At 66.1% G+C, this 24,266-nt stretch carries 23 protein-coding genes and 1 tRNA gene; 9 read left to right on the forward strand and 15 right to left on the reverse strand.

What is annotated here, in order from left to right; translation table 11 throughout:
- Positions 1-149: 149 nt before the first annotated feature.
- Positions 150-1,403 carry a flavin monoamine oxidase family protein gene (locus ACUXVA_RS05725; RefSeq protein WP_445491217.1) on the forward strand — a complete coding sequence of 418 codons (1,254 nt, stop codon included), beginning with the start codon at positions 150-152 and terminating at the stop codon, positions 1,401-1,403.
- A gap of 3 nt (positions 1,404-1,406) precedes the next feature.
- On the opposite strand, the gene ACUXVA_RS05730 is transcribed toward ACUXVA_RS05725, so the two are convergent.
- From ACUXVA_RS05730 to ACUXVA_RS05745, 4 genes are read right to left on the reverse strand one after another with little or no spacing between them, the layout of a single operon-like run.
- On the reverse strand, positions 1,407-1,829 hold the full coding sequence (locus tag ACUXVA_RS05730) for a thiol-disulfide oxidoreductase DCC family protein (RefSeq protein ID WP_265083915.1): 423 nt from the start codon (positions 1,827-1,829) through the stop codon (positions 1,407-1,409).
- An 11-nt stretch (positions 1,830-1,840) separates the two neighbouring features.
- Positions 1,841-3,157, reverse strand: coding sequence for an SDR family oxidoreductase (locus ACUXVA_RS05735; protein WP_445491219.1), 1,317 nt, complete (start codon positions 3,155-3,157; stop codon positions 1,841-1,843).
- Positions 3,158-3,165: 8 nt separating this feature from the next.
- A complete protein-coding gene (locus ACUXVA_RS05740) occupies positions 3,166-3,636 on the reverse strand; it encodes a DUF2269 family protein (RefSeq protein ID WP_265081146.1) in 471 nt (156 codons plus the stop codon).
- Positions 3,633-4,532: a dienelactone hydrolase family protein gene (locus tag ACUXVA_RS05745; RefSeq protein ID WP_265081145.1), complete on the reverse strand. Its 900-nt coding sequence runs from the start codon at positions 4,530-4,532 to the stop codon at positions 3,633-3,635. The genes ACUXVA_RS05740 and ACUXVA_RS05745 overlap by 4 nt, the downstream gene beginning before the upstream one ends.
- Before the next feature lie 267 nt (positions 4,533-4,799).
- Between ACUXVA_RS05745 and ACUXVA_RS05750 the strand changes: the two genes are divergently transcribed.
- The 3 genes from ACUXVA_RS05750 to ACUXVA_RS05760 all read left to right on the forward strand — a co-directional run bounded on the left by ACUXVA_RS05750 (position 4,800) and on the right by ACUXVA_RS05760 (position 7,556).
- Positions 4,800-5,309, forward strand: a complete 510-nt coding sequence (locus tag ACUXVA_RS05750; RefSeq protein ID WP_265081144.1) for a GNAT family N-acetyltransferase — start codon at positions 4,800-4,802, stop codon at positions 5,307-5,309.
- 102 nt (positions 5,310-5,411) lie between these two features.
- Positions 5,412-5,948 (forward strand): inorganic diphosphatase, encoded by a 537-nt coding sequence (gene ppa / locus ACUXVA_RS05755; RefSeq protein ID WP_265081143.1) that lies wholly within the window; start codon positions 5,412-5,414, stop codon positions 5,946-5,948.
- A 132-nt stretch (positions 5,949-6,080) separates the two neighbouring features.
- Positions 6,081-7,556: a M20 family peptidase gene (locus ACUXVA_RS05760; protein ID WP_265081142.1), complete on the forward strand. Its 1,476-nt coding sequence runs from the start codon at positions 6,081-6,083 to the stop codon at positions 7,554-7,556.
- A gap of 171 nt (positions 7,557-7,727) precedes the next feature.
- Here the strand turns inward: ACUXVA_RS05760 and ACUXVA_RS05765 are convergent, their stop codons facing one another.
- On the reverse strand, positions 7,728-9,650 hold the full coding sequence (locus tag ACUXVA_RS05765; protein ID WP_445491223.1) for an FAD-binding monooxygenase: 1,923 nt from the start codon (positions 9,648-9,650) through the stop codon (positions 7,728-7,730).
- Positions 9,651-9,860: 210 nt separating this feature from the next.
- On the opposite strand from ACUXVA_RS05765, the gene ACUXVA_RS05770 reads away from it, so the two are divergent.
- Positions 9,861-10,343 carry a MarR family winged helix-turn-helix transcriptional regulator gene (locus tag ACUXVA_RS05770; protein ID WP_265081141.1) on the forward strand — a complete coding sequence of 161 codons (483 nt, stop codon included), beginning with the start codon at positions 9,861-9,863 and terminating at the stop codon, positions 10,341-10,343.
- Between the two features lie 8 nt (positions 10,344-10,351).
- Here the strand turns inward: ACUXVA_RS05770 and folD are convergent, their stop codons facing one another.
- From folD to ACUXVA_RS05785, 3 genes are read right to left on the reverse strand one after another with little or no spacing between them, the layout of a single operon-like run.
- A complete protein-coding gene (gene folD / locus ACUXVA_RS05775; protein ID WP_445491225.1) occupies positions 10,352-11,236 on the reverse strand; it encodes a bifunctional methylenetetrahydrofolate dehydrogenase/methenyltetrahydrofolate cyclohydrolase FolD in 885 nt (294 codons plus the stop codon).
- A 20-nt stretch (positions 11,237-11,256) separates the two neighbouring features.
- Positions 11,257-11,577 carry a DUF167 domain-containing protein gene (locus ACUXVA_RS05780; RefSeq protein WP_445491227.1) on the reverse strand — a complete coding sequence of 107 codons (321 nt, stop codon included), beginning with the start codon at positions 11,575-11,577 and terminating at the stop codon, positions 11,257-11,259.
- Positions 11,578-11,587: 10 nt separating this feature from the next.
- A complete protein-coding gene (locus ACUXVA_RS05785; RefSeq protein WP_265081139.1) occupies positions 11,588-11,878 on the reverse strand; it encodes a YggT family protein in 291 nt (96 codons plus the stop codon).
- Between the two features lie 193 nt (positions 11,879-12,071).
- On the opposite strand from ACUXVA_RS05785, the gene ACUXVA_RS05790 reads away from it, so the two are divergent.
- Positions 12,072-12,147 (forward strand) — tRNA-Ala (locus tag ACUXVA_RS05790).
- Between the two features lie 129 nt (positions 12,148-12,276).
- On the opposite strand, the gene ACUXVA_RS05795 is transcribed toward ACUXVA_RS05790, so the two are convergent.
- The 6 genes from ACUXVA_RS05795 to ACUXVA_RS05820 form a co-directional block, all read right to left on the reverse strand.
- Complete coding sequence (locus ACUXVA_RS05795) at positions 12,277-13,044, reverse strand: glutamine amidotransferase (RefSeq protein ID WP_265083914.1); 768 nt, start codon at positions 13,042-13,044, stop codon at positions 12,277-12,279.
- Positions 13,045-13,211: 167 nt separating this feature from the next.
- Positions 13,212-13,991, reverse strand: a complete 780-nt coding sequence (locus ACUXVA_RS05800) for an SDR family NAD(P)-dependent oxidoreductase (protein ID WP_445491229.1) — start codon at positions 13,989-13,991, stop codon at positions 13,212-13,214.
- 226 nt (positions 13,992-14,217) lie between these two features.
- On the reverse strand, positions 14,218-14,697 hold the full coding sequence (locus ACUXVA_RS05805; RefSeq protein ID WP_265081137.1) for a tellurite resistance TerB family protein: 480 nt from the start codon (positions 14,695-14,697) through the stop codon (positions 14,218-14,220).
- A 119-nt stretch (positions 14,698-14,816) separates the two neighbouring features.
- On the reverse strand, positions 14,817-16,226 hold the full coding sequence (locus tag ACUXVA_RS05810; RefSeq protein ID WP_265081136.1) for an adenylate/guanylate cyclase domain-containing protein: 1,410 nt from the start codon (positions 16,224-16,226) through the stop codon (positions 14,817-14,819).
- A gap of 53 nt (positions 16,227-16,279) precedes the next feature.
- On the reverse strand, positions 16,280-17,668 hold the full coding sequence (locus tag ACUXVA_RS05815) for a cytochrome P450 (protein WP_265081135.1): 1,389 nt from the start codon (positions 17,666-17,668) through the stop codon (positions 16,280-16,282).
- 85 nt (positions 17,669-17,753) lie between these two features.
- Positions 17,754-19,127 (reverse strand): hydrolase, encoded by a 1,374-nt coding sequence (locus tag ACUXVA_RS05820; protein WP_265081134.1) that lies wholly within the window; start codon positions 19,125-19,127, stop codon positions 17,754-17,756.
- Between the two features lie 166 nt (positions 19,128-19,293).
- On the opposite strand from ACUXVA_RS05820, the gene ACUXVA_RS05825 reads away from it, so the two are divergent.
- Positions 19,294-20,979, forward strand: coding sequence for an MFS transporter (locus ACUXVA_RS05825; protein WP_445491233.1), 1,686 nt, complete (start codon positions 19,294-19,296; stop codon positions 20,977-20,979).
- Between the two features lie 2 nt (positions 20,980-20,981).
- Here ACUXVA_RS05825 and ACUXVA_RS05830 read toward each other — a convergent pair whose 3' ends face one another.
- The gene (locus ACUXVA_RS05830; protein WP_265081133.1) at positions 20,982-21,194 is read right to left on the reverse strand and encodes a cysteine rich repeat-containing protein; all 213 of its coding nucleotides are present in this window, start codon (positions 21,192-21,194) and stop codon (positions 20,982-20,984) included.
- Between the two features lie 238 nt (positions 21,195-21,432).
- Between ACUXVA_RS05830 and ACUXVA_RS05835 the strand changes: the two genes are divergently transcribed.
- Positions 21,433-22,734 carry a L,D-transpeptidase family protein gene (locus ACUXVA_RS05835; protein ID WP_265081132.1) on the forward strand — a complete coding sequence of 434 codons (1,302 nt, stop codon included), beginning with the start codon at positions 21,433-21,435 and terminating at the stop codon, positions 22,732-22,734.
- A 186-nt stretch (positions 22,735-22,920) separates the two neighbouring features.
- Complete coding sequence (locus ACUXVA_RS05840) at positions 22,921-24,225, forward strand: MFS transporter (protein WP_445491234.1); 1,305 nt, start codon at positions 22,921-22,923, stop codon at positions 24,223-24,225.
- Positions 24,226-24,266 lie beyond the last annotated feature (41 nt).

Raw genomic sequence — 24,266 nt, forward strand, 5'->3', positions numbered from 1 at the left:
GAACGATCCTTTGTGAACGGGCTTGGGACGGACACGACCGTGACGCCCGGCGGCTTGAATAATTCAAGCAAGACGATATCCCACTGTCACGACAATCCGGCGTGAGGCCGCATCACGATCCCTGCAACCCGCAACGATTCACCGGTGCGATGACAAACTTTCCCTCCGAGATCGACGTCGCCATCATCGGCGCCGGTGCCGCCGGCCTCGGCGCGGCCCGCGCGCTGGAGAATTCCGGCCTGTCAGCGATCGTGCTGGAAGCCCGCGACCGGATCGGCGGCCGCGCCCATACGGTGATGGCCGCGCCCGGCATCCCGTTCGACATGGGCTGCGGCTGGCTGCACTCCGCCGACAAGAATTCATTCGTGGCCATCGCCCAACAACTCGGCTTCGCGATCAACAAGGCCCGCGCGCCGTGGCGCGAGGGCAGCTATGAGAGGACCTTTCCGAAGGCCGACCGGATCGATTTCTTCCAGGCCATCGACGCCTTCTACGACCGCGCCGAGGCCGCCGCCGAGAACGACGCGGACGCCCCTGCCAGCACCTGCCTGGAGCCGGGCAACCGCTGGAATCTTATGATCGATGCCATCAGCACCTATATCAACGGCGTCACCCTCGACCGTGTCTCGCTGCACGACATGGACGCCTATGAAGACACCGAGGTGAACTGGCGGCTGTCGGCCGGCTATGGCGCGCTGATCTCGGCCTATGGCGCGCCGTGCCCGGTATCGCTGAATACCCGGGTGACGCTGATCGATCATTCCGGCGCGCGCATCAGGATCGAAACATCGAAGGGCACGCTGAGCGCGGCAGAGGTCATCGTCACCATGCCGAGCAACCTGCTCGCCAATGAATCGATCCGCTTTGATCCGCCGCTCGTCGCAAAGGTCGATGCCGCCCGCGGGCTGCCGCTCGGCACCAACAACAAGGTGCTGCTGGCGCTCGCCGGCGCCGACAACACGCCGAGCGATTCCGGCCTGCGCGGCGCCACCACTAGTAGCGGCGTCGGCAGTTTCCAGATCCGGCCGTTCGGCACGCCCACCATCGAAGGCTTTTACGGCGGACCGTTCGCCCGCGAGCTGGAAGACGCCGGCGCCGGCGCGCTGTCGGCGCAGGCCATCGACGAGATCGTCGCCCTGCTCGGTTCGGATTTTCGCAGACGCCTGACGCCGCTCGCCGAATCGCGCTGGGCCCACGACCCCTTCGCGCAGGGCGCCTACTCCGCCGCCAGCCCCGGCCACGCCGGCGCCCGCGCCATCCTTGCGGCGCCGGTGGATGGCCGAATGTTCTTTGCCGGCGAAGCGACGTCACCGAACTTCTTCTCGACGGCGCATGGGGCAAGGGACAGCGGGGAACGGGCGGCGGGGGAGTTGCTCCAGGAGCTTGATCGCCAGCGAACCTAGCGTCTACTCCATTACCCTCTTCCGCAACTCCGCATCCGGCACCATGCACACCGCGCTACGCCCAAAAATCCGATAGCGATTTCTGGCGACGAGATTGTAGACGGCGTCGCGCAGCCCTCGCGGCACGACGCGCAGGACACGCACCCATCCAAAGCCTGGCAGCAGCGACAGCACGGTCAGTGCGGCGTCAGATTTGAAGTACGCGACGCCGCCATGGATTACGGCGTTGGTGTCAGGATTTTCCGGATCGATGCCGAAATGTTTCGCAAGACTTATGCCGTAGTCCGACTGTATCGCGGTGAAGCGGAAGCGCCTGCTCACGTCGCGTGCGGCGACGAAGCGGATCCAGTGCGAACAGAAGATGCAGACGCCGTCGTAAAGGATGACGTCGTCGTCGGGCCAGGCTGGCGTCACGTTGTCCGTCATCGCAAGATCGCTCACCGATTGTCCAGCGTCAGCAGCGCCACCAGCATCAGCACGATGGCCGGACCGGTCTTGACCAGCGCGCCGAGCGGTTCGAGCCAGAGGTCCGGGGTTAGCAGCGCGCAGCCCACCATGTAGCCGAGCGACACCAGCATGCCGGCGATCAGACCGAATGCGCAACTGCGGCGGAATGCGATCAGCACGCCGATGGTCATGTCCATCACGCTCGTGCCAATGGCGAGCGGCGCAACCCAGACCGACGGGAAATCATGACTGACGAGGATCGCTTTGGTGGCCGGCAGCGACAGCACCACGGCGATGAAGCCCGAGGCGATCCAGAACAGCGCCAGACTGGTAATGACCAGCGCCTTGATCAGGAACAACCGGGCGAACCACTTGTCCTGGATGCTGGCGCCGCGGTCGCCCACCGCCTGTGCCAGCGTCGTTGGCGCGATGCCGGTGGCCGCCATCCACGGCGCGGGATCGCCCCGCACGCCGCGGCGCAGTTCGGCAATGGCCGTGCTGCGCATCGGCGGCGACCAGCCTAGCCAGCCGACGCCATCGCCGAGTCGCGCGCCGAGATCGAGCAAAAATGCCGGCAGCGCGAAGCGCGGTATCTGGGTCGTACCGAAGGCATGGCGGAATTGTGCGACCACATCGCCCAGTGCTGCCGGATGTGGCGCCATCAGGTCCCATACCACGCCGGGGCCGGCTGCCGCATCGTGCTCCGCCAGCCATGCCACGGTGGCGGCGACGTCCGTCACCGCCACCGGCTGAAACGGCGTCGCAGACTCGGCGGCCGGCAGGTCCACCGGCAGCGCCGCCAGCGCACGCAGCATGGCGCTGCCGCCATAGGCCGATGGCGCGATCACGAAGCCGGGCCGCAGGATGGCGTAGCGCACGGCAGAGGCAATGATCAGCTGTTCGGCCTCGCGCTTGGTGCGGCTGAATGCGGTCTGGTCGTCGGCAGCGCTGCCCGGAATCGAGACGTGGACAAAGCGGATGTCGCGGCCGCTGTCGCGGATTGCCTGCAGCAGCCGCGCGACAAAATCGCGATGCACCGCGCCGGTATCGCTGCCCGGACCGTCCTGCAGTATGCCGAGACAGTTGACGACCAGATCGATCTCCCGCGTGCGCATCAACTGTGCCAGGGCGGTAACGTCCATCGCCATCACCGGCAAGGCGAGATCGCCGGCGGATGCCTGCGATGGCGAGAACCGTCGCGCCAGGCCGGTTGCCGCAAAGCCGCGAGCGCGCAGATCGTCGGTGATAAAACGGCCGATCAGACCGGAGGCGCCGAGCACCAGAACATGTGGCATGGCGTGGGTCATGAGCATTCCTAGAATTGCGGTTTGGCGATCATCAGCCACAGGATCGTCATCACCGATCCGAAGCCGGGAATTCCAAATGCGAACCAGCGGCGATACAGCGCAAAGTAGCGCGGCGGCAGCGGCGCGCCTCGGGTCACCGCAGCACGCGCTAGGTCCCGCATCTCGATCTGCATGAACACCACGGGAATCCAGAATGCGCCGGCCACCGCGTACAGCGCCAGCGATGTCGCCAGCCAGCGCTCGCCCGGCGCGGTCGATGACAGCAGCATCAGCACGCCGCCGCTCAGCGGCTGCAGCACGACGGCGCTGGCGGTGAACAGCATGTCGGCAATCACCACGGTCGCGGCGGTGCGCGCGATAAAAGCAGCGTCGCCGCTGCGGTGGGCCATCAGCATGAAGAAGGCGATGCCGGTCCCGGTGCCAAGGATGACGATGGCACCGAGCACGTGCAGATACTTGGCGATGAAATACAGGGTCATCGCTTGCGCGCCGGCCGTGCGGTGAACGCCTTCAGCGCGCTGTCCAGCGTCGCGCCGTAGATCTCGTCGCCGCCGTCGCTGTCCGCCAGGAAGTGGCCCTCGCCGCGAAACTCCGGCAGCACGCGAAAATCCACCTTGCCGCCGGCGCCGCGAAACGCCTCGGCCATCTGCCGGGAAAACTCCGGCGCGAAATAGCTGTCGTTGCGCGTCACCAGCCAGACCACCGGCACATGGGCCTGCCGGCCGAACTCGCCCGCGGTCGCGACCAGCGCCTGCGGCGCGCAGATCTGGTTGGGCCGGTCATGGGCATGGCCGCCGCGGCCCGGCGCAAAGGCGACGATGGCGGTCACGCCGAGCAGGTTCTGGCCGGCCAGCGCCAGCGCGCCCAGACCGCCGGCGGAATGGCCGACGATCAGCGTGCCTCCCTGGCGGATGAAATCCTGGCTGCGCAGATAGTCCATCGCCAGCGCGATCGACTGCGCGGTGGCGCGGCCGGCATTGAGATAGTTGGCGTCGTCGCAGCCGCCCTGGTCCTCGAGATAGCGACCGCCGGTGCCGCCGTGGCCGGGCCGTTCCGGCACCAGCACCGCATAGCCGCGCGTCACCAGCCAGCCGGCCAGCGCGCGATAGTCCGGCTGCGCCATCTGCGCACGACGCAGCGGATTTTGCGTGCTGGCATGGGCGATCACCGCCAGCGGAAACGGCCCCTCGCCCGGCGGGCGATACAGGATCGCCCGCGCCACCGTCCCTGACGCCGGCGTCGGCACCGACCAGACCTGCCTTCGGTCCGGTGCGGCCTCGGCGCCCTGCGCGCCAAAACGGGATTGCGCCAGCCCCGGCTGTGTCCAGAGCCCGCCGAGCGCCGCGACGACGCTCCAAATCTGCAACAGTCTCATATCCGCGGCGCCGCCCACCCGATGTCGTCCCCGGGACAGATTAGCCGCAGCGAATCAAATCCGGCGCTTTTTCTTGCGACGCCGAATCGTCGCGAATCGGTTTCCGGTGAGGTTTTGGGGAAAACGCGCGCGCAGTGGGCATTCCGGACGCCACCTGTCCCTTTTCGGCACAGAAGGACGGCCAAACTGATGCTGAAAATCCACAGGTTAACCGATAATTAACGATGGACCTTGAAGCCGGGCCGCTGACTTGCTTTGATCAGGTTCATGAGCACAACCCTAATCGAGGTTCGTCCCGCCAAGACTTCGGATGCGTCCGCGGTGGCGTCCACCCATGATGAAGCCTGGCGCTCCGCCTATCAGGGACTGATCCCCGGGGCCGAGCTGGAAAAGCTGATCAACCGCCGCGGTCCGCAGTGGTGGGATTCGGCGATTCGCAAGGGTAGCCGCGTCAGCGTGCTGTGCTTCGGCGACAAGGTCGCCGGCTATGCCAATTACGGCCGCAACCGCGCCCGCAGCCTGCATTTCGAAGGCGAAATCTACGAGCTTTACCTGCGCCCGGAATTCCAGGGCCTCGGTTTCGGCCGCCGCCTGTTCACCGCCGCCAAGCGCGATCTGGTGCAGAGCGGCCTCAAGAGCATGGTGATCTGGGCGCTGTCGGACAACGAGGGCGCCACCGAGTTCTACCGCGCGCTCGGCGGCCGCATGGTAGCCCGCTCCTCCGAGCGTTTCGGCGCCAAGTCCCTCGACAAGGTCGCCTTCGCCTGGACCAACTGAGCTCTTCACCGGGCTCGCCATTCGTGGCAATGCAGGCGTTGAATCCGGGCGCCCGCTCGGCTAGGCCTGTTGCAACTTTTCTTACATTTTCTGGAGCTTCCCATGCGCATTGACGCAATCAAGCTTGGCGTCAACCCGCCCCATGACGTCAACGTCGTCATCGAGGTGCCGGTCGGCGGCGAGCCGATCAAGTACGAGATGGACAAGGAATCCGGCGCGCTCATGGTTGACCGCTTCCTGTACACGCCGATGCGTTACCCCGGCAATTACGGCTTCATCCCGCACACTTTGTCCGGCGATGGCGATCCCTGCGACGTGCTGGTGGCCAACACCCGCGCCATCGTGCCCGGCGCGGTGATGAGCGTGCGCCCGGTCGGCGTGCTCCTGATGGAAGACGAGGCCGGCCTCGACGAGAAGATCATCGCGGTGCCGTCGTCGAAGCTGACGCAGCGCTACGACAAGGTGAAGAACTACAGCGACCTGCCGGACATCACGCTGCAGCAGATCCAGCACTTCTTCGAGCACTACAAGGATCTCGAGCCCGGCAAATGGGTCAAGGTCGTGCGCTGGGGCAGCGCCGACGACGCCCACAAGCTGATCCTCGAAGGCATCGAACGCGCCAAGGGCGCGAAGGTCTGAGACTTTTCCGGCCTTATCCCGGACGCGGAGCGGCCCGCCTGGACCGCTCCGAAAGGCGACGCGCAGCTGCGTCTCGCAATGATCATCGAACATCGCTAGCCTGAGCGCGACAACGCCACATAAGGGCCTGCGATGCGTATTTTCAGACTGCTCCGCAACCTCATTCTGGTCATCGTCGCGGCCGTCGTCGTGCTCGCCGGTGTGCTGGCGTTCAATGCCGTCACGGTGTCATCGCGGCAGTTGCAGGTCGCGGCCATTCCGCGCGTGGCGGTGGACGAAGCAGCGGCCAACCGGCTCGCCGAAGCGATCCGCTTCCAGACCATTTCCAGCGCCACCAATCCCGAGCAGAACGCCGAGGCGCTGCGTGCCATGCAGGCGCATATGGCAGCCAACTTTCCGGCGTTTCACGCCGCGGCGAAACGCGAGACCATCGGCGGCTACGGTCTGCTCTACACGTGGCAGGGCTCCGATCCGGCGCTGAAGCCGATCGCACTGCTGGCGCATCAGGACGTGGTCCCGGTGGCACCGGGCACCGAGAAGGACTGGCAGCATCCGCCGTTCCAGGGCGTGGTCGCCGACGGTTTTATCTGGGGCCGCGGCTCGTGGGATGACAAGGGCGACCTGTATGCGATCCTCGAAGCAGCCGAACTGCTGGCGAAGCAGGGCTTTCGCCCGAAGCGCACCATCTATTTTGCGTTCGGCCATGACGAGGAGGTGTCCGGCCAGCGCGGCGCTACCGCCATAGCCGCGCTGCTGGCATCGCGCCATGTAAGGCTGGAGTTCGTCCTCGACGAGGGCCTGCTGATCACCGAAGGAATCCTCAAGGGGATCGACCGGCCGCTGGCGCTGATCGGCGTCGCCGAAAAGGGCTACGCCACGTTGACCCTGACCGCGCAGGCAACCCCCGGCCATTCCTCGATGCCGCCGCACGACACCGCCATCGGCCTGCTCAGCGCCGCGCTGGTGCAGCTCGAGGAGCACCGCCTGCCGATGCGCGTCAACAGCACCGTCGCCGCGATGCTGGCCACCATGGCGCCGGAGATGCACGGCATGAACCGCGTGGTGCTGTCGAACCTGTGGCTGCTGCGGCCTTTGCTGCTGCACGAATTCGAGAAGATCGGGCCGACCGAGGCCAATGTGCGCACCACCACCGCGCTGACCGTCTTCAAGGCCGGCGAGCAGGACAATGTGCTGCCGGGCAATGCCGAGGCCACGGTGAATTTTCGCCTTCTGCCCGGCGACACCCAGGCCAGCGTCACCGAGCATGTCCGCCGCACCGTCAACAATGAGCGCATCGCGATCGCGCCGTATCCCGGCAATACCGATCCGCCGCCGGTCACCGCCGCGGATGGACCGTCCTACACGGCGCTGAACCGTACCATCCGCGAGGTCTTTCCCGACGTCCTCGTCGCCCCCGGCCTGATGGTCGCCGCCACCGATTCGCGGCATTACGCTGGGATCGCCGACAACATCTTCCGCTTCTCGCCGGTGCGCGCCACCTCGGAAGACCTCAAGCGCTTCCACGGCACCGACGAACGCCTCAGCATCGACAACTACGGCGACATGATCCGGTTCTATCGCCGACTGATCGAAAACGCGGCGGAGTAGTCGGGCGGCATCGCGGTGCATTCATGCTGTCATCACCCGCGAAAGCGGGTGATCCAGTAACCGGCGTCATCGCGCCTCGTCGCTACCGTCGCGGAATACTGGATCGCCCGGTCCTGGCGCGCAATTGCGCGCCGGCCGGGCGATGACAGCTTTATTTGTGGCACGGGCGATTCACACCGGCCGAATCATGAAGCCGTCGAAGAACACCGCGAGCGCGGCGTGACCATCGAGCGGCAACACATGCGCCACATACTGGTCGGGCCGCACCACCACCATGCAACCCAGCTTGCGATCGATGCCGCGCATGGCGAAAATGTCGTTGCCGCTCTTGAGGTCGGCGCTGAACATTTTCTCATAGTCGCAGAGACTGTAGCGTCCCTTGCGCGGCAGCAGCAGCGGCGGCGTGGTATCGATGGCGATGTCGCGGTGGTCCTGCTGGAACACCGCGCGGACATCGATCACCGAATCGATGTCATCCCCGTGCGGCGTATATTTCTTCACCGGCGACTCCGCGGCCTCGGCCAGAAAGCGGCACAAGCTGCCGATGCCGGAATCCGGCGCGGCCGGATCACCGGCGCCGGCGAACGCAAAAATGCGCCAGCGGCCATCGGCCTTCACCGTGTGGCCGAGTTGCATCGGCCGGGCGTCGGCGACGCGAATCACCGGCGCGGAATGAAAGCGCATGCCGATCGTGAGCCCCGCGGCGAGATGCTGATGGGGCGCCGTGCCGGTCAGCAACGACGGGCTGTAGCGCGCCGCCGTGCCCGCGGTGTAGCGACCGTGCCTGACGAAGTAGTCCTGGGTCCTGGCGGCATCGAAGCCTTTGCTCGATGCCAGCATCGCGGCCCATTCGCGATCGAACTCGATGAGCTCCCGGGCGATGGCCTGACGTTCGGCCGAATAGCTGTGCAGCAGATTGGGCGCGCAGCGCTTGCGCAGCACCGCCGCCAGCTTCCAGCCGAGATTGAATCCGTCCTGCATGGAGACGTTCATCCCCTGCCCGGCTTTCGGGCTGTGGGTGTGACAGGCATCGCCGGCGATGAACACCCGCGGCAGGCGCTGCGCGGTGTCAGCTTCGGGCACGTCGTCGAACTTGTCGCAGATGCGCTGGCCGATCTCGTAGACCGACCACCAGGCGATCTCTTTGACGTCGAGCGTATAGGGATGGAGAATGCGGCGCGCAGCGCCCACCAGATCGTCGGACGTGATGTTGCGGTTGGATACCCGTTCGCCGGCATCGAGCTTGTCCATCTCGATATAGAGGCGGAACAGATAGCCGCCTTCGCGCGGGATGATGATGATACTGCCATGCGCGGCGGACTGGATCAGCGACTTGAAGCGGACGTCCGGAAAGTCGGTCACGGCCAGCACATCCATCACGCCCCAGGCATGGTTGGCGGAGTCGCCATGCAGCGCGCGCCCGATCAAGCTGCGCACAGCGCTGCGGGCGCCGTCGCAACCGACCACATAGCGCGCCTTGATGGTCTCGGTCTGCGGCGCCTGGCCGGCATCGCTGCGCTCGAGCCTTGCCGTGACGGTGTAGGGGTCGTGGTTATCGCCGGCAGGCTCGGGGGCAATCTGCAGATCGAGCAGACGCCGGCCGTAATATGGCGCGAGCCGAGCCGGTGCGCTACGCATGACGTCGAGATAGAAGTCGTGCACCCGGACCTGGTTGAGCACGACATGGGGAAATTCCGACAGCCCGTCCTCGGTGTCCTGCACCCGTCCGCTGCGCACGATGTTATCAGGCTGTGCGGCGTCCGGTTTCCAGAACGTCGTCTCGTTGATCCAGCTGGCTTCCTTGAGCACGCGTTCGCTGAAACCGAAGGCCTCGAACATCTCCATGGTGCGGCAGGCAATGCCATCGGCCTGGCCACGCAGCATCGGCCCCGGCTTCTGCTCGACGATGCATGTCCTGATGTCGGGAAAGGCGGAGAGTTGTGCGGCCAGCGTCAGCCCCGCCGGACCGCTGCCGACGATCAGCACGTCGACCTCCTCCGGCACAGGGCCGGGCGATCCTGCAGCAGGAGTCCGCTGCGCGGGGTCGGCGATCCCCGGGTCTCCGGGTTCGAATCCATTGAGGTGAAACTGCACGAAACCTCCCTTTCAAGCTGGCGACCCGTTCCGGCCGCAAGGGCGGAGGAGAGGCGCGGTCAGGTCTGACCCGGCTCGGCGGGTCTTTGCGGCGATGGCTGCAGCTCACGAGTCGCCCGGGATCGGTGGCTGCATCAAACACCGCTTCCATATTGATATGTATGCTGATCATCAGTATGCTTGTCAATATTTCGCCACCGCGGGGATTTCATGACCGACAACAATGACAAGCCGGGCCATCTGGCGCGCCGCTTCCAGCAGATCGCGGTGGCGGTGTTTCATGCCGAGGTCGAGGCGGCCGGCTACGACCTCACGCCGGTGCAGTATGCTGCGCTGACCACCATCGCCGCACATCCCGGAATCGATCAGGCGACCCTTGCCGGCGTCATCGCCTATGACCGGACCACCATTACCGGCGTGGTCGACCGGCTGGCGCAGAAGGAGCTGGTGCTGCGCCAGGCCAACAGCAGGGATCGTCGTGTTCGCGAATTGCAGATCACCGAACAAGGCCGGCGCATTCTCGACGGCATCGAGCCGGCAGTGCAGGCGGCCCAGCGCAGCATGCTACGCGGCCTCACCGCGGATGAGGCCAGCCAGTTGGTGCGGCTGCTGCAAAAGGCGATCGCCGCCGGCAACGAACTCAGCCGTGCGCCGATGCGGGATGCGTCGCCCGATGCAGCAAAGGCGGAATAGCCTGCCGGCTAAACCTTTGGCGCCGCGAGTCCATGGATCGCGCAAGCCGCGCGCAGGGTGTTGACCAAAAGGCACGCCACTGTCATCTGGCCGACGCCGCCCGGCACCGGGGTGATGGCGCTGGCGACCTCCAGCGCTTCCTGAAAAGCGACGTCGCCGACCAGCTTGGTCTTGCCGTCGTCGCCGGCAATCCGGTTGATGCCGACGTCGATCACTGTGGCGCCCGGCTTGATCCAGTCGCCGCGCACCATTTCCGGCCGGCCCACCGCAGCATAGACCAGATCGGCCTGCGCGCAGAGTTTCGCCAGATCGCGCGATCGCGAATGCGCAATGGTCACCGTGGCATTTTCGTTGAGCAGCAGCTGCACCAACGGACGGCCGACCAGATTCGAGCGGCCGATCACGATGGCATTCATGCCTTCCAGCGATGGATGCACCGTCTTCGTCAAAATGATGCAGCCCAGCGGCGTGCACGGCGACAGCGCGGGCAGTCCGCCGGCGAGACGGCCGGCATTGTTCGGGTGCAGCCCGTCGACGTCCTTGGCGGGATCGATGGCATTGATGACCGCCTCGGTGTCCAGCCCCTTGGGCAGCGGCAGCCGCACCAGGATGCCGTGCACCGTGGTGTCGGCATTCAGCTTTGCCACCAGCGCCAGCAGATCGGCCTGCGCCACATCGGCGGGCAGCTTGTGTTCGAACGACGCCATGCCGGCGGCCTGGGTCTGCTTGTGCTTGCTGCGCACATAGACCTCGGAAGCGGGATCGGAGCCGACCAGCACCACCGCGAGACCCGGCGTCACGCCATGCTCGCTCTTGACCCGCGCCACTTCGGCGGCGACGCGGTCGCGCAGCTCGGCGGCAATGATCTTTCCATCGATGATGCGGGCAGTCATGGTCTTGCGTCCTGTTTGCGTCAGTCGGGTTGGGCGGCGGTCAGGCTGCGCATGAGCTCGCCGAGTTTTTTGGGATCGCCGTCGACGGCGATCTGCTTGTGCCGCGACGTGGTGCCCGACAGCACCCGCACGTCGCGTTTCTTGACGCCGAGCGCCTTCGCCAGCAGTTCGGTCACGGCGCGGTTGGCCTCGCCGCCCTCGGCGATGGCGCGGACCCGCACCTTCACCACTGCGCGGCCGTCGGCCAGCGTCTCGATGCCGTCGATGCCGTCACGGCCGCCGCGCGGCGTCACCCGCAGCGCGATGCTGATTCCTTGGGTGGAATAGCGCCACGGATCCACCGGACCGCGATCAGATGACGTTCGGGTAGATGTAGTAGGTAATGACCCGCTGGATGAACATGATGATCAGGATCAGCACGATCGGCGAGATGTCGAGGCCGCCGAGGCTGGGCAGCGAGCGGCGGATCGGCGCCAGCACCGGCTCGGTGATGCGGAACAGGAATTCCGCGATCGAGGCAACGAACTGGTTGCGGGTGTTGACGACATTGAAGGCGATCAGCCAGGACAGGATCGCCGAGGCAATCAGCAGCCAGACATAGAGATCGAGGACGATCAGCACGATATCGAGAACGGCACGCATGACGGGGCTTGCTCGCGGGGTTACGTCGCGGATTCGACTGCCACGTAAATATCGACTCGTTCCCCTGCAAACAAGGGAACTGGCCGCCCAAAAGACCGACAAAGCCGCGATTCCGGTCGTTCTTGACTTGCCGTTGGCGGGGATTGTAAATGGCGGCGATTGCCGACCGGTTTGTTCGCGAACCGTCCGCAACGGGGCCATAGCTCAGCCGGGAGAGCGCGTCGTTCGCAATGACGAGGTCGGCGGTTCGATCCCGCCTGGCTCCACCATCCTTCGCTTGCTTCGCAAGCTACGGCTCGGCAAGCCACGCCGGTCTATCGGGGCGAAGCAAGCGAAGGATGTCACGCCGTAGCCCGCAGGGCGCAGGCGGACCTCGGCAACCGCCCTGCCAAACTCAGCTACTCCGCCGCCTCGCGCATCGCCGCCACCAGCGGCATCTGCGCCAGCCAGCCATCGAGAAAATGCTTCAGCCAGGCGCGCTCGGCGACGTCGTGCAGGGCGCGATAGGCGAAATGATCGCCGCGCGGCCGCGCGCCCGGCAGCGCCAGCCGTTCATGGCCCCGCGTGGTCCAGCGATGCATCATCGCGGTGGTGACGTCGGGATGAAACTGGAAGCCGTAGGAATGGCCGTAGCGCAATGCCTCGACCGGGAAATCGCTGCCTTCGGCGAGCAGCTCGGCGCCTGCCGGCAATCCAAAACCCTCGCGGTGCCAGTGATAGACGTGGTCCGGCCAGTCGGCGCAGACCGCCAACCCTGCCGCGGTGGGGCGGATCGGATAATAGCCGATCTGGGCGCGGCCCTGCGGATGCGGCGCGACCGTGGCGCCGAGCTGGATGGCCAGCATCTGGGCGCCGAGGCAGATGCCGAGGAACGGCCGGTCTTCCTTCAGCGGTACGGAAATCCAGTCGATCTCCCGGCGCACATAGTCGTCCGGATCGTTGGCGCTCATCGGGCCGCCGAACATCGCCGCGCCGGCGTAGTCGTCGAGCGACTCCGGCAGCGGATCGCCGAAACGGGGGCGGCGGATGTCGAGCGGATGGCCAAGCAGCCGGAGCGCATTGCCGACCCGGCCGGGGGTGGAACTCTCTTGGTGCAGGATGATCAGGACCGGGCGCGGGTCGGCGGCATGCAGGGGAATCGGTGGCGCCGGTGCAATCCCGCGCACTCCGGCCAGATCTGACAGGCGTGACACCGTCCCGGCGTCAAAGGCTGCCGCTCCAGCAATCAAGTGAATCTCTTCGTCTTGCTGCTTCATCTGGACAGAAGCGTACCTTGCACGTGGTTAACCAGATCTGAATTCAAGCAAATGATGGGCCAAATGAGACCCGCAGGTCAGGTGCGGCGCAACTGTATCCGCGCTACCACGCCGGCCACGAAGCCGCGCGGGAACAGGCGCAGCATCAGCGGGATCATCTTGATCCCGAGGCCCGGCAAAACCACCCGCTTGTTGGCCATCAGGCCGCGATAGCCGGCCAGCGCGACCTTGGCGGGCGAGACGCTCAGGATCGCCGAATCGAGGCCGGGCTCGAAGCCGGCGCGCAGCCGGAATTCCGACGACACCGGCCCCGGGCACAGCGCGGTGACGCGGACGCCTTTCGGGCCGAGCTCCTGATGCAGCGCCTCGGTGAGGGACAGCACATAGGCCTTGCTCGCATAATAAACCGCCATGCCGGGCCCCGGCAGAAAACCGGCGATCGAGCTGACGTTCAGAATCCCGCCGCCGGTCCGGATCACGCTCTCGGAAAACCGCAGCGACAGCTCGGTCAGCGCGCGCACGTTGACGTCGATAAGCCCGAGTTGCTGGACGCGATCCATCTCGACCGCCTTGCCGAACATGCCGAAGCCGGCATTGTTGACGACAAATTCAACGTCGACATCGGCAGCCACCAGCGCCGCGGCGATGCAGTCGCCGGCATCGCGCGCTTCGAGGTCGCAGGGAATGATGATCGGCGCGGCGCCGCCGGCAGCAACGATCTCGGCGGCGAGCGCTGTGAGCCGGTCGCCCCGGCGCGCCACCAGCGCAACGCGGTGATCGTTGGCCGCGAACACCTTCGCGAGCTCGGCGCCAATGCCGGCCGACGCACCGGTAATCAACGTCACGCGTTCAGTCACAATGCAATGCTCTTGAAAAACGACACAACCAGCGGGCGCGAAAACAGCCCTTCATAGGCATTAATGGGGATACCCCGCTGCTGCAAGCCCGAATGAATATTCAAATACCTTGAGTTGACTTCGTACACATCCCGACGAGACAATTCATCGCGCCGTCATGCAACATAACCGGTCGTTGGATCCGCGATGCGGCCGAGCTACCTGTCGACCATTCCACCCTTCGCCCTCAGCTGGTCGCGCCGGTGTCCGCCGCGTCACCGGCAATGCGGCGCTTGAGGTTGATACGATCCCGCGACGAGACCGCGAGCAGATCCGCTGCGCGCCACACCACATTCTCCTCGAACTCGCTGACGCGGCCGTCCACATAGACCAGCTCCCACATCATTTCGATGATGCGCAGCCGGCCCTCTTCATCGACCGAACGCATGATGACGCTGGTGAAGTGGTAGAGATCGACCGCCTCGCCTTCCTCCAGCGTCGCGGCGGCGATCAGCCGGTCCGCAGTGCCGGGATCGAGCCCGAAGCGCGTTTCGATCAGGCTGTGCAGCTTGCTCTTCTCGATGGCCGACGGTTCGCCGTCCAGCGAGATCACGTGGATGAGCAACGCCGTCGCCGCGAGGCGATAGCCGCTATCGTCGAATGCCTGATTGGCGTGCGCGTCAGGGGAAACCACGTCGGCAATGAATTGGCGCAATGTCTCCAGCATCAAGTCCTGCTTCCGTCCAGAATTGAAGTTCTCGATCGATTGATTTCGGGCCTCGCATCGGCGAATGCAAGCCTTCTACCCTGTCGCAATTGCCGCAGCAGCATTAAAGTTCCGCAAGGTTATGGGATTTCGTAAACCATGATCTTGTCGGTGATGCCGCGTAGTGCCGCTTGCTTTTCGATCGGCGTGATCGCTGCCTGCTGCAGCATCGCCTCCACCGCGCCGGCTGCCATGATCGGGCCGGTGACGTGGATGGCCTGCGAATTGGACAGGCCCTGGACGCGCGCGGCGATGTTGACCGTCTGGCCGAAGTAGTCCTGCCGCTCGTTGAGCATCACCGCCAGGCACGGACCCTCGTGGATGCCGATCTTCACCACCAGATCGCGGGTGCCGCGCTGCTCGTTGAGCTTGTCCATCGCCGTGCGCATGCGCAATGCGGCGGCAAGCGCCTGTTCCGGCCGCACGAAGGTGGCCATCACCGCATCGCCGATGGTCTTCACCACCGCGCCGGCCTCCGAAGAAATGATCTCCAGCAGCGCATGGAAATGCGCGCGCACCAGGTCGAAGGCGGCGAGATCGCCGACACGCTCGTAGAGCGCCGTGGAGCCCTTGAGGTCGGTGAACAGGAAGGTCAGCGAGGTGATCTTCAGCCGCTGGTCGATGTCGAGATTGTCGGCCTTATAGACGTCCCGAAACGTCTGGTTGGACAGTATCCGCTTGGCGGTGACGAACGGCTTGCGCTTACCTATCAGGTGATGGAGCGCATCCGCCGCCACCAGCACCGACGGCAGCACCCGCGCGCCGGTTTGGTTGTCGAGCGACAGCCGCAGCGGCCCCGGCCGCAGCGTGGTGGTCTGGCTCGGCGCATGGTCGCCGCGGTAGACCAGTGCGAGCTGCTGCACCTCCCCGGTCGGTTCGCCCTGCACGTCGATGAACTGCGCGACATGGGTCACCGGTTCGAACACGATCAGGAACTGAGGCGGCAGTTGCAACGCCAGGTCGGCCTTCTGGTGCGCCGGCAGTTCGCGCGCGGCGAGCACGATGTCGTCCGACAGCGAGGCAAAGGACGCCGCGTCGAAATCGACGCCAGAACTCCAGAACACCTGCCTGAAGTACTCCCAGATTGGCAGCGAGTTGGGATCGTGCGCAGCGATCCGCCGGATCCGCGGCGCCACCGTGAAGGCAACCTCGACCTGCTCGTCCACCGACGCCGCATAGCCGCAGCCGCACAGGCCGCATTGATAGTCGTCGGATCGCAGCGACTTCAGCGTGCCGTGGGCGTCAAGCACCCCGCTGCAACCCGGGCACAATACGTTCCAGGTGAGGTCGAACAGGCCGAGCCGCGCCGCATGCAGGAAGCCGGCGATCGCCCGCTCCTCGTCGAGGCCGTTGCGCGCTGCAAAGTCGAGCACGTTGATGCGGTTGAGCGCGTGGTCGGCGCCATCGACGATCAACTGCTCGATGGCCCCGGCAACGGCAGGATCGACCGCCTGTTTTAGCGCGGCGAATTGGACGTGAAGATCACTCATCCAGCAAGTTTAGTGGAATTGCGCGACGCGTCCAAGACAACGAAACGTGCAGCTCAGCGACGTTCGATCCGGAACCTGGGCGAGCGGTCCGGCTGGGTGGTGACGATGCCGACCGGCATCACCGGCTCCTGGTCCTGCAGCGTCACGCGAAAGCTGCCGACGATCTTCGCCAGTGCCAGCGTCGCCTCGACCAGCGCAAAATGTGCGCCGATGCACACCCGCGCGCCGACCCCGAACGGCAGATAGGCAAAACGATCCGGCGGCGGCGTGCCGGGCAGGAAGCGGGCCGGCATGAAGGCCTCGGGATCGCGCCACAATTTCTCGTGCCGGTGCAGCAGCCATGGCGCGATCAGGATCACGTCGTTGCGCGCCACATCGAACTCGCCGAGCCGGTCCGGTCCGGAGGCCGCACGCGCGATCAGGAACGCCGGCGGATACAGCCGCATGGTCTCGTCGATCACCGCGCGGGTGAACGGCAGGTTTTCGGCGGCCAGCGGCCCATGCGCAGCGGCGGCGTTTGCCTCCGCGGCAAGCTGCTGCTGCGTCGCCGGATCGAGCGCCAGCAGATACAGCGCCCAGAACAGCGCTGTCGCCGTCGTCTCATGGCCGGCGAGGATCATCGTCGCCACCTGGTCGCCGAGCTGTGCATCGGAAAACGCAGCACCGGTTTCCGGATCGCGCGCCGCCACCATCAGGTCGAACAGGTCGCGCGGCGGCGCGCTTTCGTTCTTGCCGGCGGCACGGCGGGCGGCGATCAGTTCGGCCACAAAGCGGGTCCAGCGCTTGCGAAACCGGTTGCGGGCAAATTCCTGCGGCGTCGGCCAGGACAGCGGCAGCAGCAGGTCGAAGAAGTGCGGCCGCGCCAGCTTGCTGCCGTATTCCAGCACGAAACCGCGCAGCTCCGCCCCACGCGCGCCCATGTCGAAGGAGAACATGGTGCGGCCGGCGATTTCCAGCGTCATGCGCTGCATGATCTCGCGCAGGTCGACCGGACCATGGCGCGCGGCCTCAAGCTCATCCAACGTCTCGTCCACCGCCGAGATCATGTGCGGCACCAGGGTATTAACCGCGCGCGGCGTGAAGGCCGGCGCGAGCGTGCGGCGCTGGTGCTTCCAAGCGCGGCCCTCGGCCAGCAACAACCCCTCGCCGAGCATCGGCCGGAGCACGCGGATACCAGCGGCGGTGCGGGTGTAATTCTCGTAGTTGTCCACCAGCACATGGCGGATGGTGTCGGGTGTATTCAGGATGAAGGAGGCACGGCCGAAGAAGCGGCCCTTGATGATGTCCTCTTCATAGGCGCGCTGGCCCCAGGTTCCGATGACGCTCTTGCGCGTCGCCGCCATCCGCCCGAGCGGCCCCATGGTCGACGACGCCCGCGGCGGTGACGGCGGCACCAGCGGCGCGCGCGCCAGGAGATGATCGAAGGTTTCGGCGATGCTCATGGACGGCCTCGCGGTTGGATCGAGCTGGTGAGGTTATCGCGGCCAGTGGAGGCGGCAATCCGGGCGCGATGAAGGCGCCCGCCGCTCAGTAGGTCAGCTCCGCCACCGTGATGCGGTTTTCCGCCGCGGGCCAGGCCCGGGCCACGATGCGCTCCTCGTTGAACAGCGCCGGCACCGGGCGGCCGACATCGGTCGCCGCGAGCCGCAGCGTCGCCGACGTATCGGTCGGCACGCCCGGCTTCACATCGGCGGGCTCGCGACCGTCGAACAGCACCACGTCGCGTGGCAGACCGAAATAGCCGCGCGCCCGCGACAGGATGACCACCGCGCCGGCGCCGGCATCGGCGGCGCCCAATGGACGCGCGGCGCGCAGATGCACCACTTCGGAGGAGCGCGGAAACGGCGAACGATAAGTGTGGGTGATCGGCGCGCCTGCCTGGGCCAGCACGATTTCCAGCGGCCAGGTGGGATCGACTTGCACCGGACCCCAGCGCCCGTCGGCCGCCGTCCGTGCCGAGAGAAGCGCGGCGCCGATCCGCTCACCGGAATCCGGCGCCACGCGGAACACCTCGACGGACGCGTCGGCCACCGGCCGGTTCGTCGGCACACCACCGGGCGTGCCGGTCACCAGTCCGCTCAGCCGCACCTGTGCTTCGGGAACGATGGCGATCCGCTGCGGCTCGCGGCCGGCGATGAACTTGTAGATCTCGCGGAAAGCGCGCGGATGGTAGGCGGTCTCGCGATGGTCGACGGGGCCGAGCACCAGATTGGTGGCGCCGCGCAGCTCGGGCCCTTCGGCGGTAACGCCGGTGGCCACGCCGGGCTTGCCGAGAAACCGGCCGTCCGGCTGCGCGTACTTGTCCATGCCGTCGCTGCGCAGGGTCAGGAAGGCCGTGCCCTCGGTCACTTCCGACCCGTCGCTGCCAATGAGGCCGCGCAAAAACGGCCCGCTGCCGTTGAACTCCATGCCCGGCGCCTCCGGCCAGGTATGGACACCGTGGTTGGGCGTGCCGCACAGCACGGCGTGACCGACGTCCTTGCCGCCGCCGTTCTTGATGTAATTGCGCAGCGCATTGCCGCCACGTGAATTGGCCACCAGCGCGACGCGGCTGGCGCCGGTCCGCTGCTTGAGCTGGGCCACCGCTTCGCCGAGCTCGCGACGCGCATCCTCGGTCGAGGACCGGTATTGCTGTGGAACCGCATCGTCGTTGCGCGCCAGCGGATCGGTGAAGTTCAACGCCATCAGGCGGTCGCGCGCGACGCCGTTGGATTCCATGCGCCACAGCGTGGTGAGCCACAAGGCGGCGTGGTCGCCATTGCCATGGACGAACAGGATCGGCGGCACATCGGTGACATCAGGCGCAACAGCGGGCGTTTGCGCTGCGGCGCGGAAACTGACCGCCCCCGCGAAGGGCAGCGCCGCCAAGCCTTTGAGGATCGCCCGTCGCACTGGCTGCATCGTTCCGTCTCCCTTGGTTGCGCGCTGACGGCGCTTGATCGCCGTGATAGCGGATCAGCCACTGGACAGACAACGCGTTTCGCAGGCATCAACCTGTTTCGGTCCCGCAGAATCATATCTGCTGCGGTTGCCGCGATCCCTCACCGACGTTGACGACGGGACGATGATGACCGACGCACCGAGATCCAGCCTGTTCCCCGCCGACGGCGTTGCCGCACCGCTGCGCTATCCGGTGTTCCGGCGGATCTGGCTGGCCAGCCTGCTGTCCAATCTCGGCCTGATGATCCAGAGCGTCGGCGCGGCCTGGGCGATGACCCAGATGACCTCCTCCGCCGACAAGGTGGCGCTGGTGCAAACCGCCTTGATGCTGCCGATCATGCTGATCTCGATGCCGGCCGGGGCAGTCGCCGACATGTATGACCGCCGCGTTGTGTCGCTGGTCTCGCTGGTGCTGTCGCTGGTCGGCGCCGGCACGCTGACGGCGCTGACCTGGCTCGGGCTGGTGACGCCCAATATCCTGCTGGCATTCTGCTTCATCATCGGCAGCGGCATGGCGCTGTTCGGCCCGGCCTGGCAGTCCTCGGTCAGTGAGCAGGTGCCACACGAAGTGCTGCCGTCGGCTGTGGCGCTGAACGGCATCAGCTACAATATCGCGCGAAGCTTCGGCCCCGCGATCGGCGGCATCGTGGTGGCCAGCGCCGGTGCGGTGGCTGCCTTCGCCTGCAATGCGGTGCTCTACGTGCCATTGCTGGTGATGCTGCTGATCTGGCGCCGCAACGTCGAAGTATCGCGGCTGCCGCGCGAGCGGCTCAGCCGTGCCATCGTCTCCGGCGTGCGCTACATCCTGAATTCGCCGTCCATCCGCGTCGTGCTGGCGCGCACCCTGATCACCGGCATCTGCGGCGGCTCGGTGTCAGCGCTGATGCCCCTGGTGGCGCGCGACCTGCTGCACGGCGGCGCGCAGACCTACGGCATCATGCTCGGCGCCTTCGGCATGGGCGCGGTGATCGGTGCGCTGAATATCGGCCATGCCCGCAAGCACCTCAGCGGCGAAGCCTCGATCCGGCTCTGTGCGCTGATCATGGGCGCGGCCATCGCGGTGATCGCCGTCAGCTCGGAGCCGGTGCTGACCGCGGCGGCTTTGGTGGTCGCGGGCGCGGTCTGGATGCTGGCGGTGGCGCTGTTCAACATCGGCGTGCAGCTGTCGGCGCCGCGCTGGGTGGCCGGGCGCTCGCTGGCCGCGTTCCAGGCGGCAATCGCCGGCGGCATCGCCATCGGCAGCCGGGGCTGGGGCTACCTCACCGATCACGTCGGCGTCGAGCTGGCCTTGCTGACATCGGCTGCGGCGATGTTCGTCTCGCCGCTGTTCGGCCTGTGGCTGCGGATGCCGCCGATCGGCGCCCGCGTCGAGGATGCCGATTCGCTCGAAGATCCCGAGGTCCGGCTGGCCCTGACCGGACGCAGCGGCCCACTGGTGGTGGAGATCGAATATCGCGTCGACCAGGAGCAGGCCCGCGCCTTCCACGGCGTGATGCAGGACGTCCAGCTCAGCCGCCAGCGTAACGGCGCCTATGGCTGGTCGATCGCCCGCGACATCGCCGATCCCGAATTGTGGACCGAGCGCTATCACTGTCCGACTTGGCTCGACTACCTGCGCCAGCGCAACCGCTCGACCCAGTCCGAACGCGCGCTGCACCAGCGCGCCATGGCGTTCCACCTCGGCCCCGATCCGGTCCGGGTGCGCCGCATGCTGGAGCGGCCGTTCGGATCGGTGCGCTGGAAGGACGATACGCCGGACATCGCCGCCAACGACGTGCTGCCGGTATCGACTCCGGCCGGCAGCAGCGGCTGAGCCTACTGGCCGTTATCGGTCAGCACCTTGGCGCAAGCCTTGCTGAGCCTGGCGCGATTCTCCTTCAGGCAGGCCAGCACAACGGAATCGCCGTCGTTCATCTTGGCCCGGCAGAACCGCGACACGTCGCGCGCGCAGGCCGAATGGCTATCGTTGGTCTGCGCGGACGCCGGCGCGACCGGCAGCAGAAATGCAATGAGCAACAGACGCTTCATGGGACACCTCTCACACTGACAGCAATGCCGCCGATATTGCCCCATGCGGTCATGCGCGCCAGCGCAAAATAGCCGGTCACCCGATAGCGGCGCGGCTACACCGGCCGAGCTTCGCGCCACCCACATGATTAATGTTTGGTTGACGATGTTTCCTTAATCTGAGGCATCGCGCGCAACGCCGCCTCCGGGCGGGCGTTTATGTCCCAGTCGCGCTGCGCGATGGTTCAGGACTGAAGATATGAAGCATTTTTCAATCATTGCCGCGACGCTGCTCGCCACCGGAACGGCCTGGGGCCAGACCGCCGTTCAGCCGCCGGCAGCGCCCGCTGCGGCCGCGGCCAGCACGGTCGGCGCTGCCGCGACGACGCCGCAGCCTGCCCGCAATGTCGTCTCAAGCCCGGATGCGCGTTCGGCCGCCGCGCTGGCGCTGTCCGACCAGCCGACCTTCGACACCGGCACCGCCGCTCGTCTTCTCCACGCCATTGTCAGCTATAGCGAGATCGCCCGAAGCGGCGGCTGGCCGTCCATCCCGGCGGACGCCAAGTTTGCCCTCGGCGTGAACGGCAGCAGCGACGCCTTGTTGCGCCTCCGCCTGATCGTCACCGGCGACCTCGCCGCCGACAAGGCCAGTGGCGCTTACGACAAGACGCTCGCAGACGCCGTCAAACACTTCCAGGCACGCCATGGCCTGCCCACCACCGGCATGGTCGGGCCGCTCACCCTCGCCGCACTCAACGTGCAGGTGCAGAAGCGGGTCCAGCAGCTTGAGGCTTCGCTCGAGCGCATCAAGCAGATGGGCTTCGGTTTCGGTCCGCGTTATGTGGTGGTCAATCTGCCCGCCGCCTATGCCGAGGCGATCGAGAACGACGTCGTGGTGCGGCGCTATCGCGTCATCGTCGGCAAGACCGAGAAGCCGTCGCCGACGCTGATCGCCGAGATCAGCAACGTCAACCTCAACCCGACATGGACCGTGCCGACCTCGATCACCAGGAACGAGATCGCCGCGCATATGCGCAAGGATCCGACCTATCTGACCCGCATGCACATGCAGCTGCTGGACAGCAAGGAAGCGGTGATCGATCCGGCCACGGTGGACTGGTCGCAGACGCCGAACTTCACCGTGCGACAGGTCCCGGGCGAGTGGAACGCGCTGGGCCAGGTGCGCATCGACATGCCGAACAACTACGCCGTCTACATGCACGACACCAACCAGAAGAACCTGTTCACCGACGACTATCGTTTCGACTCGCACGGCTGCGCCCGGATCGACAATGTCCGCGATCTCGCCGCATGGATCCTGAAGGACCTGCCGAAGTGGGACCGCGCCGCCATCGACGCCAAGATCGCCAGCGGCGAGCGCGAGACCATCAAGCTGCCGACCAAGATTCCGGTGGCCTGGACCTATCTCACCGGGTGGATGACCCGCGACAACACGGTCAACTTCCGCAACGACATCTACGACCAGGATGCGCAGCTGGTGGAAGCCACCGCAGAGGAAGAGGCGTTCTTCGGCAAGGCCGCGCAGCCGGTCGCGAGGTAGTTCGCCCGAGCTGCCAGTTCGAAAGGAGCTTCAGCCGGGTGGTCGGCGGAACCGATATTCCGCCCGATGCAATGCAGCCTCCCGAAATCAACGGAGCAAGCGCAATTTAATTACGTTAAAGCACCCTGAAATGGGTTTGGACGTCACGCAGGTGCGCGGCGAGACCGCATCTGCTGAGTTCTGACAATGATCGACGCGACAACTGCCATGCCATCTGCTGCCGCCGCGCAGCGTGCCACGCCGCTGAATTCCCCCGCCCGGGTGCTGCTGGCGAGCCTAATCGGCACCACCATCGAATTCTTCGACTTCTACGTCTATGCCACCGCCGCGGTGCTGGTGTTCCCGACGCTTTTCTTTCCCAACTCCGATCCGACCACGGCGCTGCTCGCGTCGTTCGCGACGTTCTCCATTGCGTTCTTCGCGCGTCCGTTCGGCGCCATCATCTTCGGCCATTTCGGCGACCGCGTCGGGCGCAAGACCACACTGGTGGCGGCACTGCTGACCATGGGCATTTCCACCGTGGTGATCGGCCTGCTGCCGACCTACGCACAGATCGGCGTGATCGCGCCGCTGCTGCTGGCGCTGTGCCGGTTCGGCCAGGGTTTTGGGCTCGGCGGCGAGTGGGGCGGCGCGGTGCTGCTGGCCACCGAGAATGCGCCCGAAGGCAAGCGCTCTTGGTACGGCATGTTTCCGCAGTTCGGTGCGCCGCTCGGGCTGTTCCTGGCCTCCGGCGCGTTCTGGATCCTGCTGCACTTCATGTCCCAGGAGGCGCTGCTGAGCTGGGGCTGGCGGATTCCCTTCGTCGCCTCGATCGCGCTGATCGGCATCGGCCTGTGGGTGCGGCTGTCGATCACCGAGACGCCGGAATTCCAGAAGGCCATCGACAAGGCCGAGCGCGTCGCCGTGCCGGTGGTGGAGCTGTTCCGCAGCCACAAGATGAGCCTGTTCCTCGGCACCTTCATGGCGCTGGTGACCTTCGTGCTGTTCTACATCTGCTCGGCCTATCTGTTGTCCTACAACGTCAAGGTCGTCGGCATCTCCTTCCTCGACGCGCTCGCCGTGCAGATCTACGGATCGGTGCTGTTCGGTCTCACTACCGTTGCCGCCGGCAAGCTCGGCGACCGCTTCGGCCGGCGCGAACTGCTGATCGTCAGCACCATCGCGGTGGCGGTGTTCTCGTTTGCGCTGGGGCCGCTGCTGAGCTCCGGCATCGTCGGCATCTACGTCTTCATCACCGCCGGCATGCTGCTGTTCGGCCTCAACTACGGCGTGATCGGCACCGCGCTGGCGGCCCCCTTCCCGACCGAGGTGCGCTACACCGGCTCGTCGATCACCTTCAACCTCGCCGGCATCTTCGGCGCTTCGCTGGCGCCCTATGCCGCGACCTGGCTGCAGGTCAATTACGGCATGGCCTATGTCGGTTACTATCTGCTGGCGGCGTCGCTGGTGACGCTGGCCTGCATCTTCGCGGCGCCGAAGGGCGATATCTGACGTCTGAGGCGGCTCGTTATCCCCTCTCCCCGCTTGCGGGG

The sequence above is a fragment of the Rhodopseudomonas sp. RCAM05734 genome (assembly GCF_052658035.1).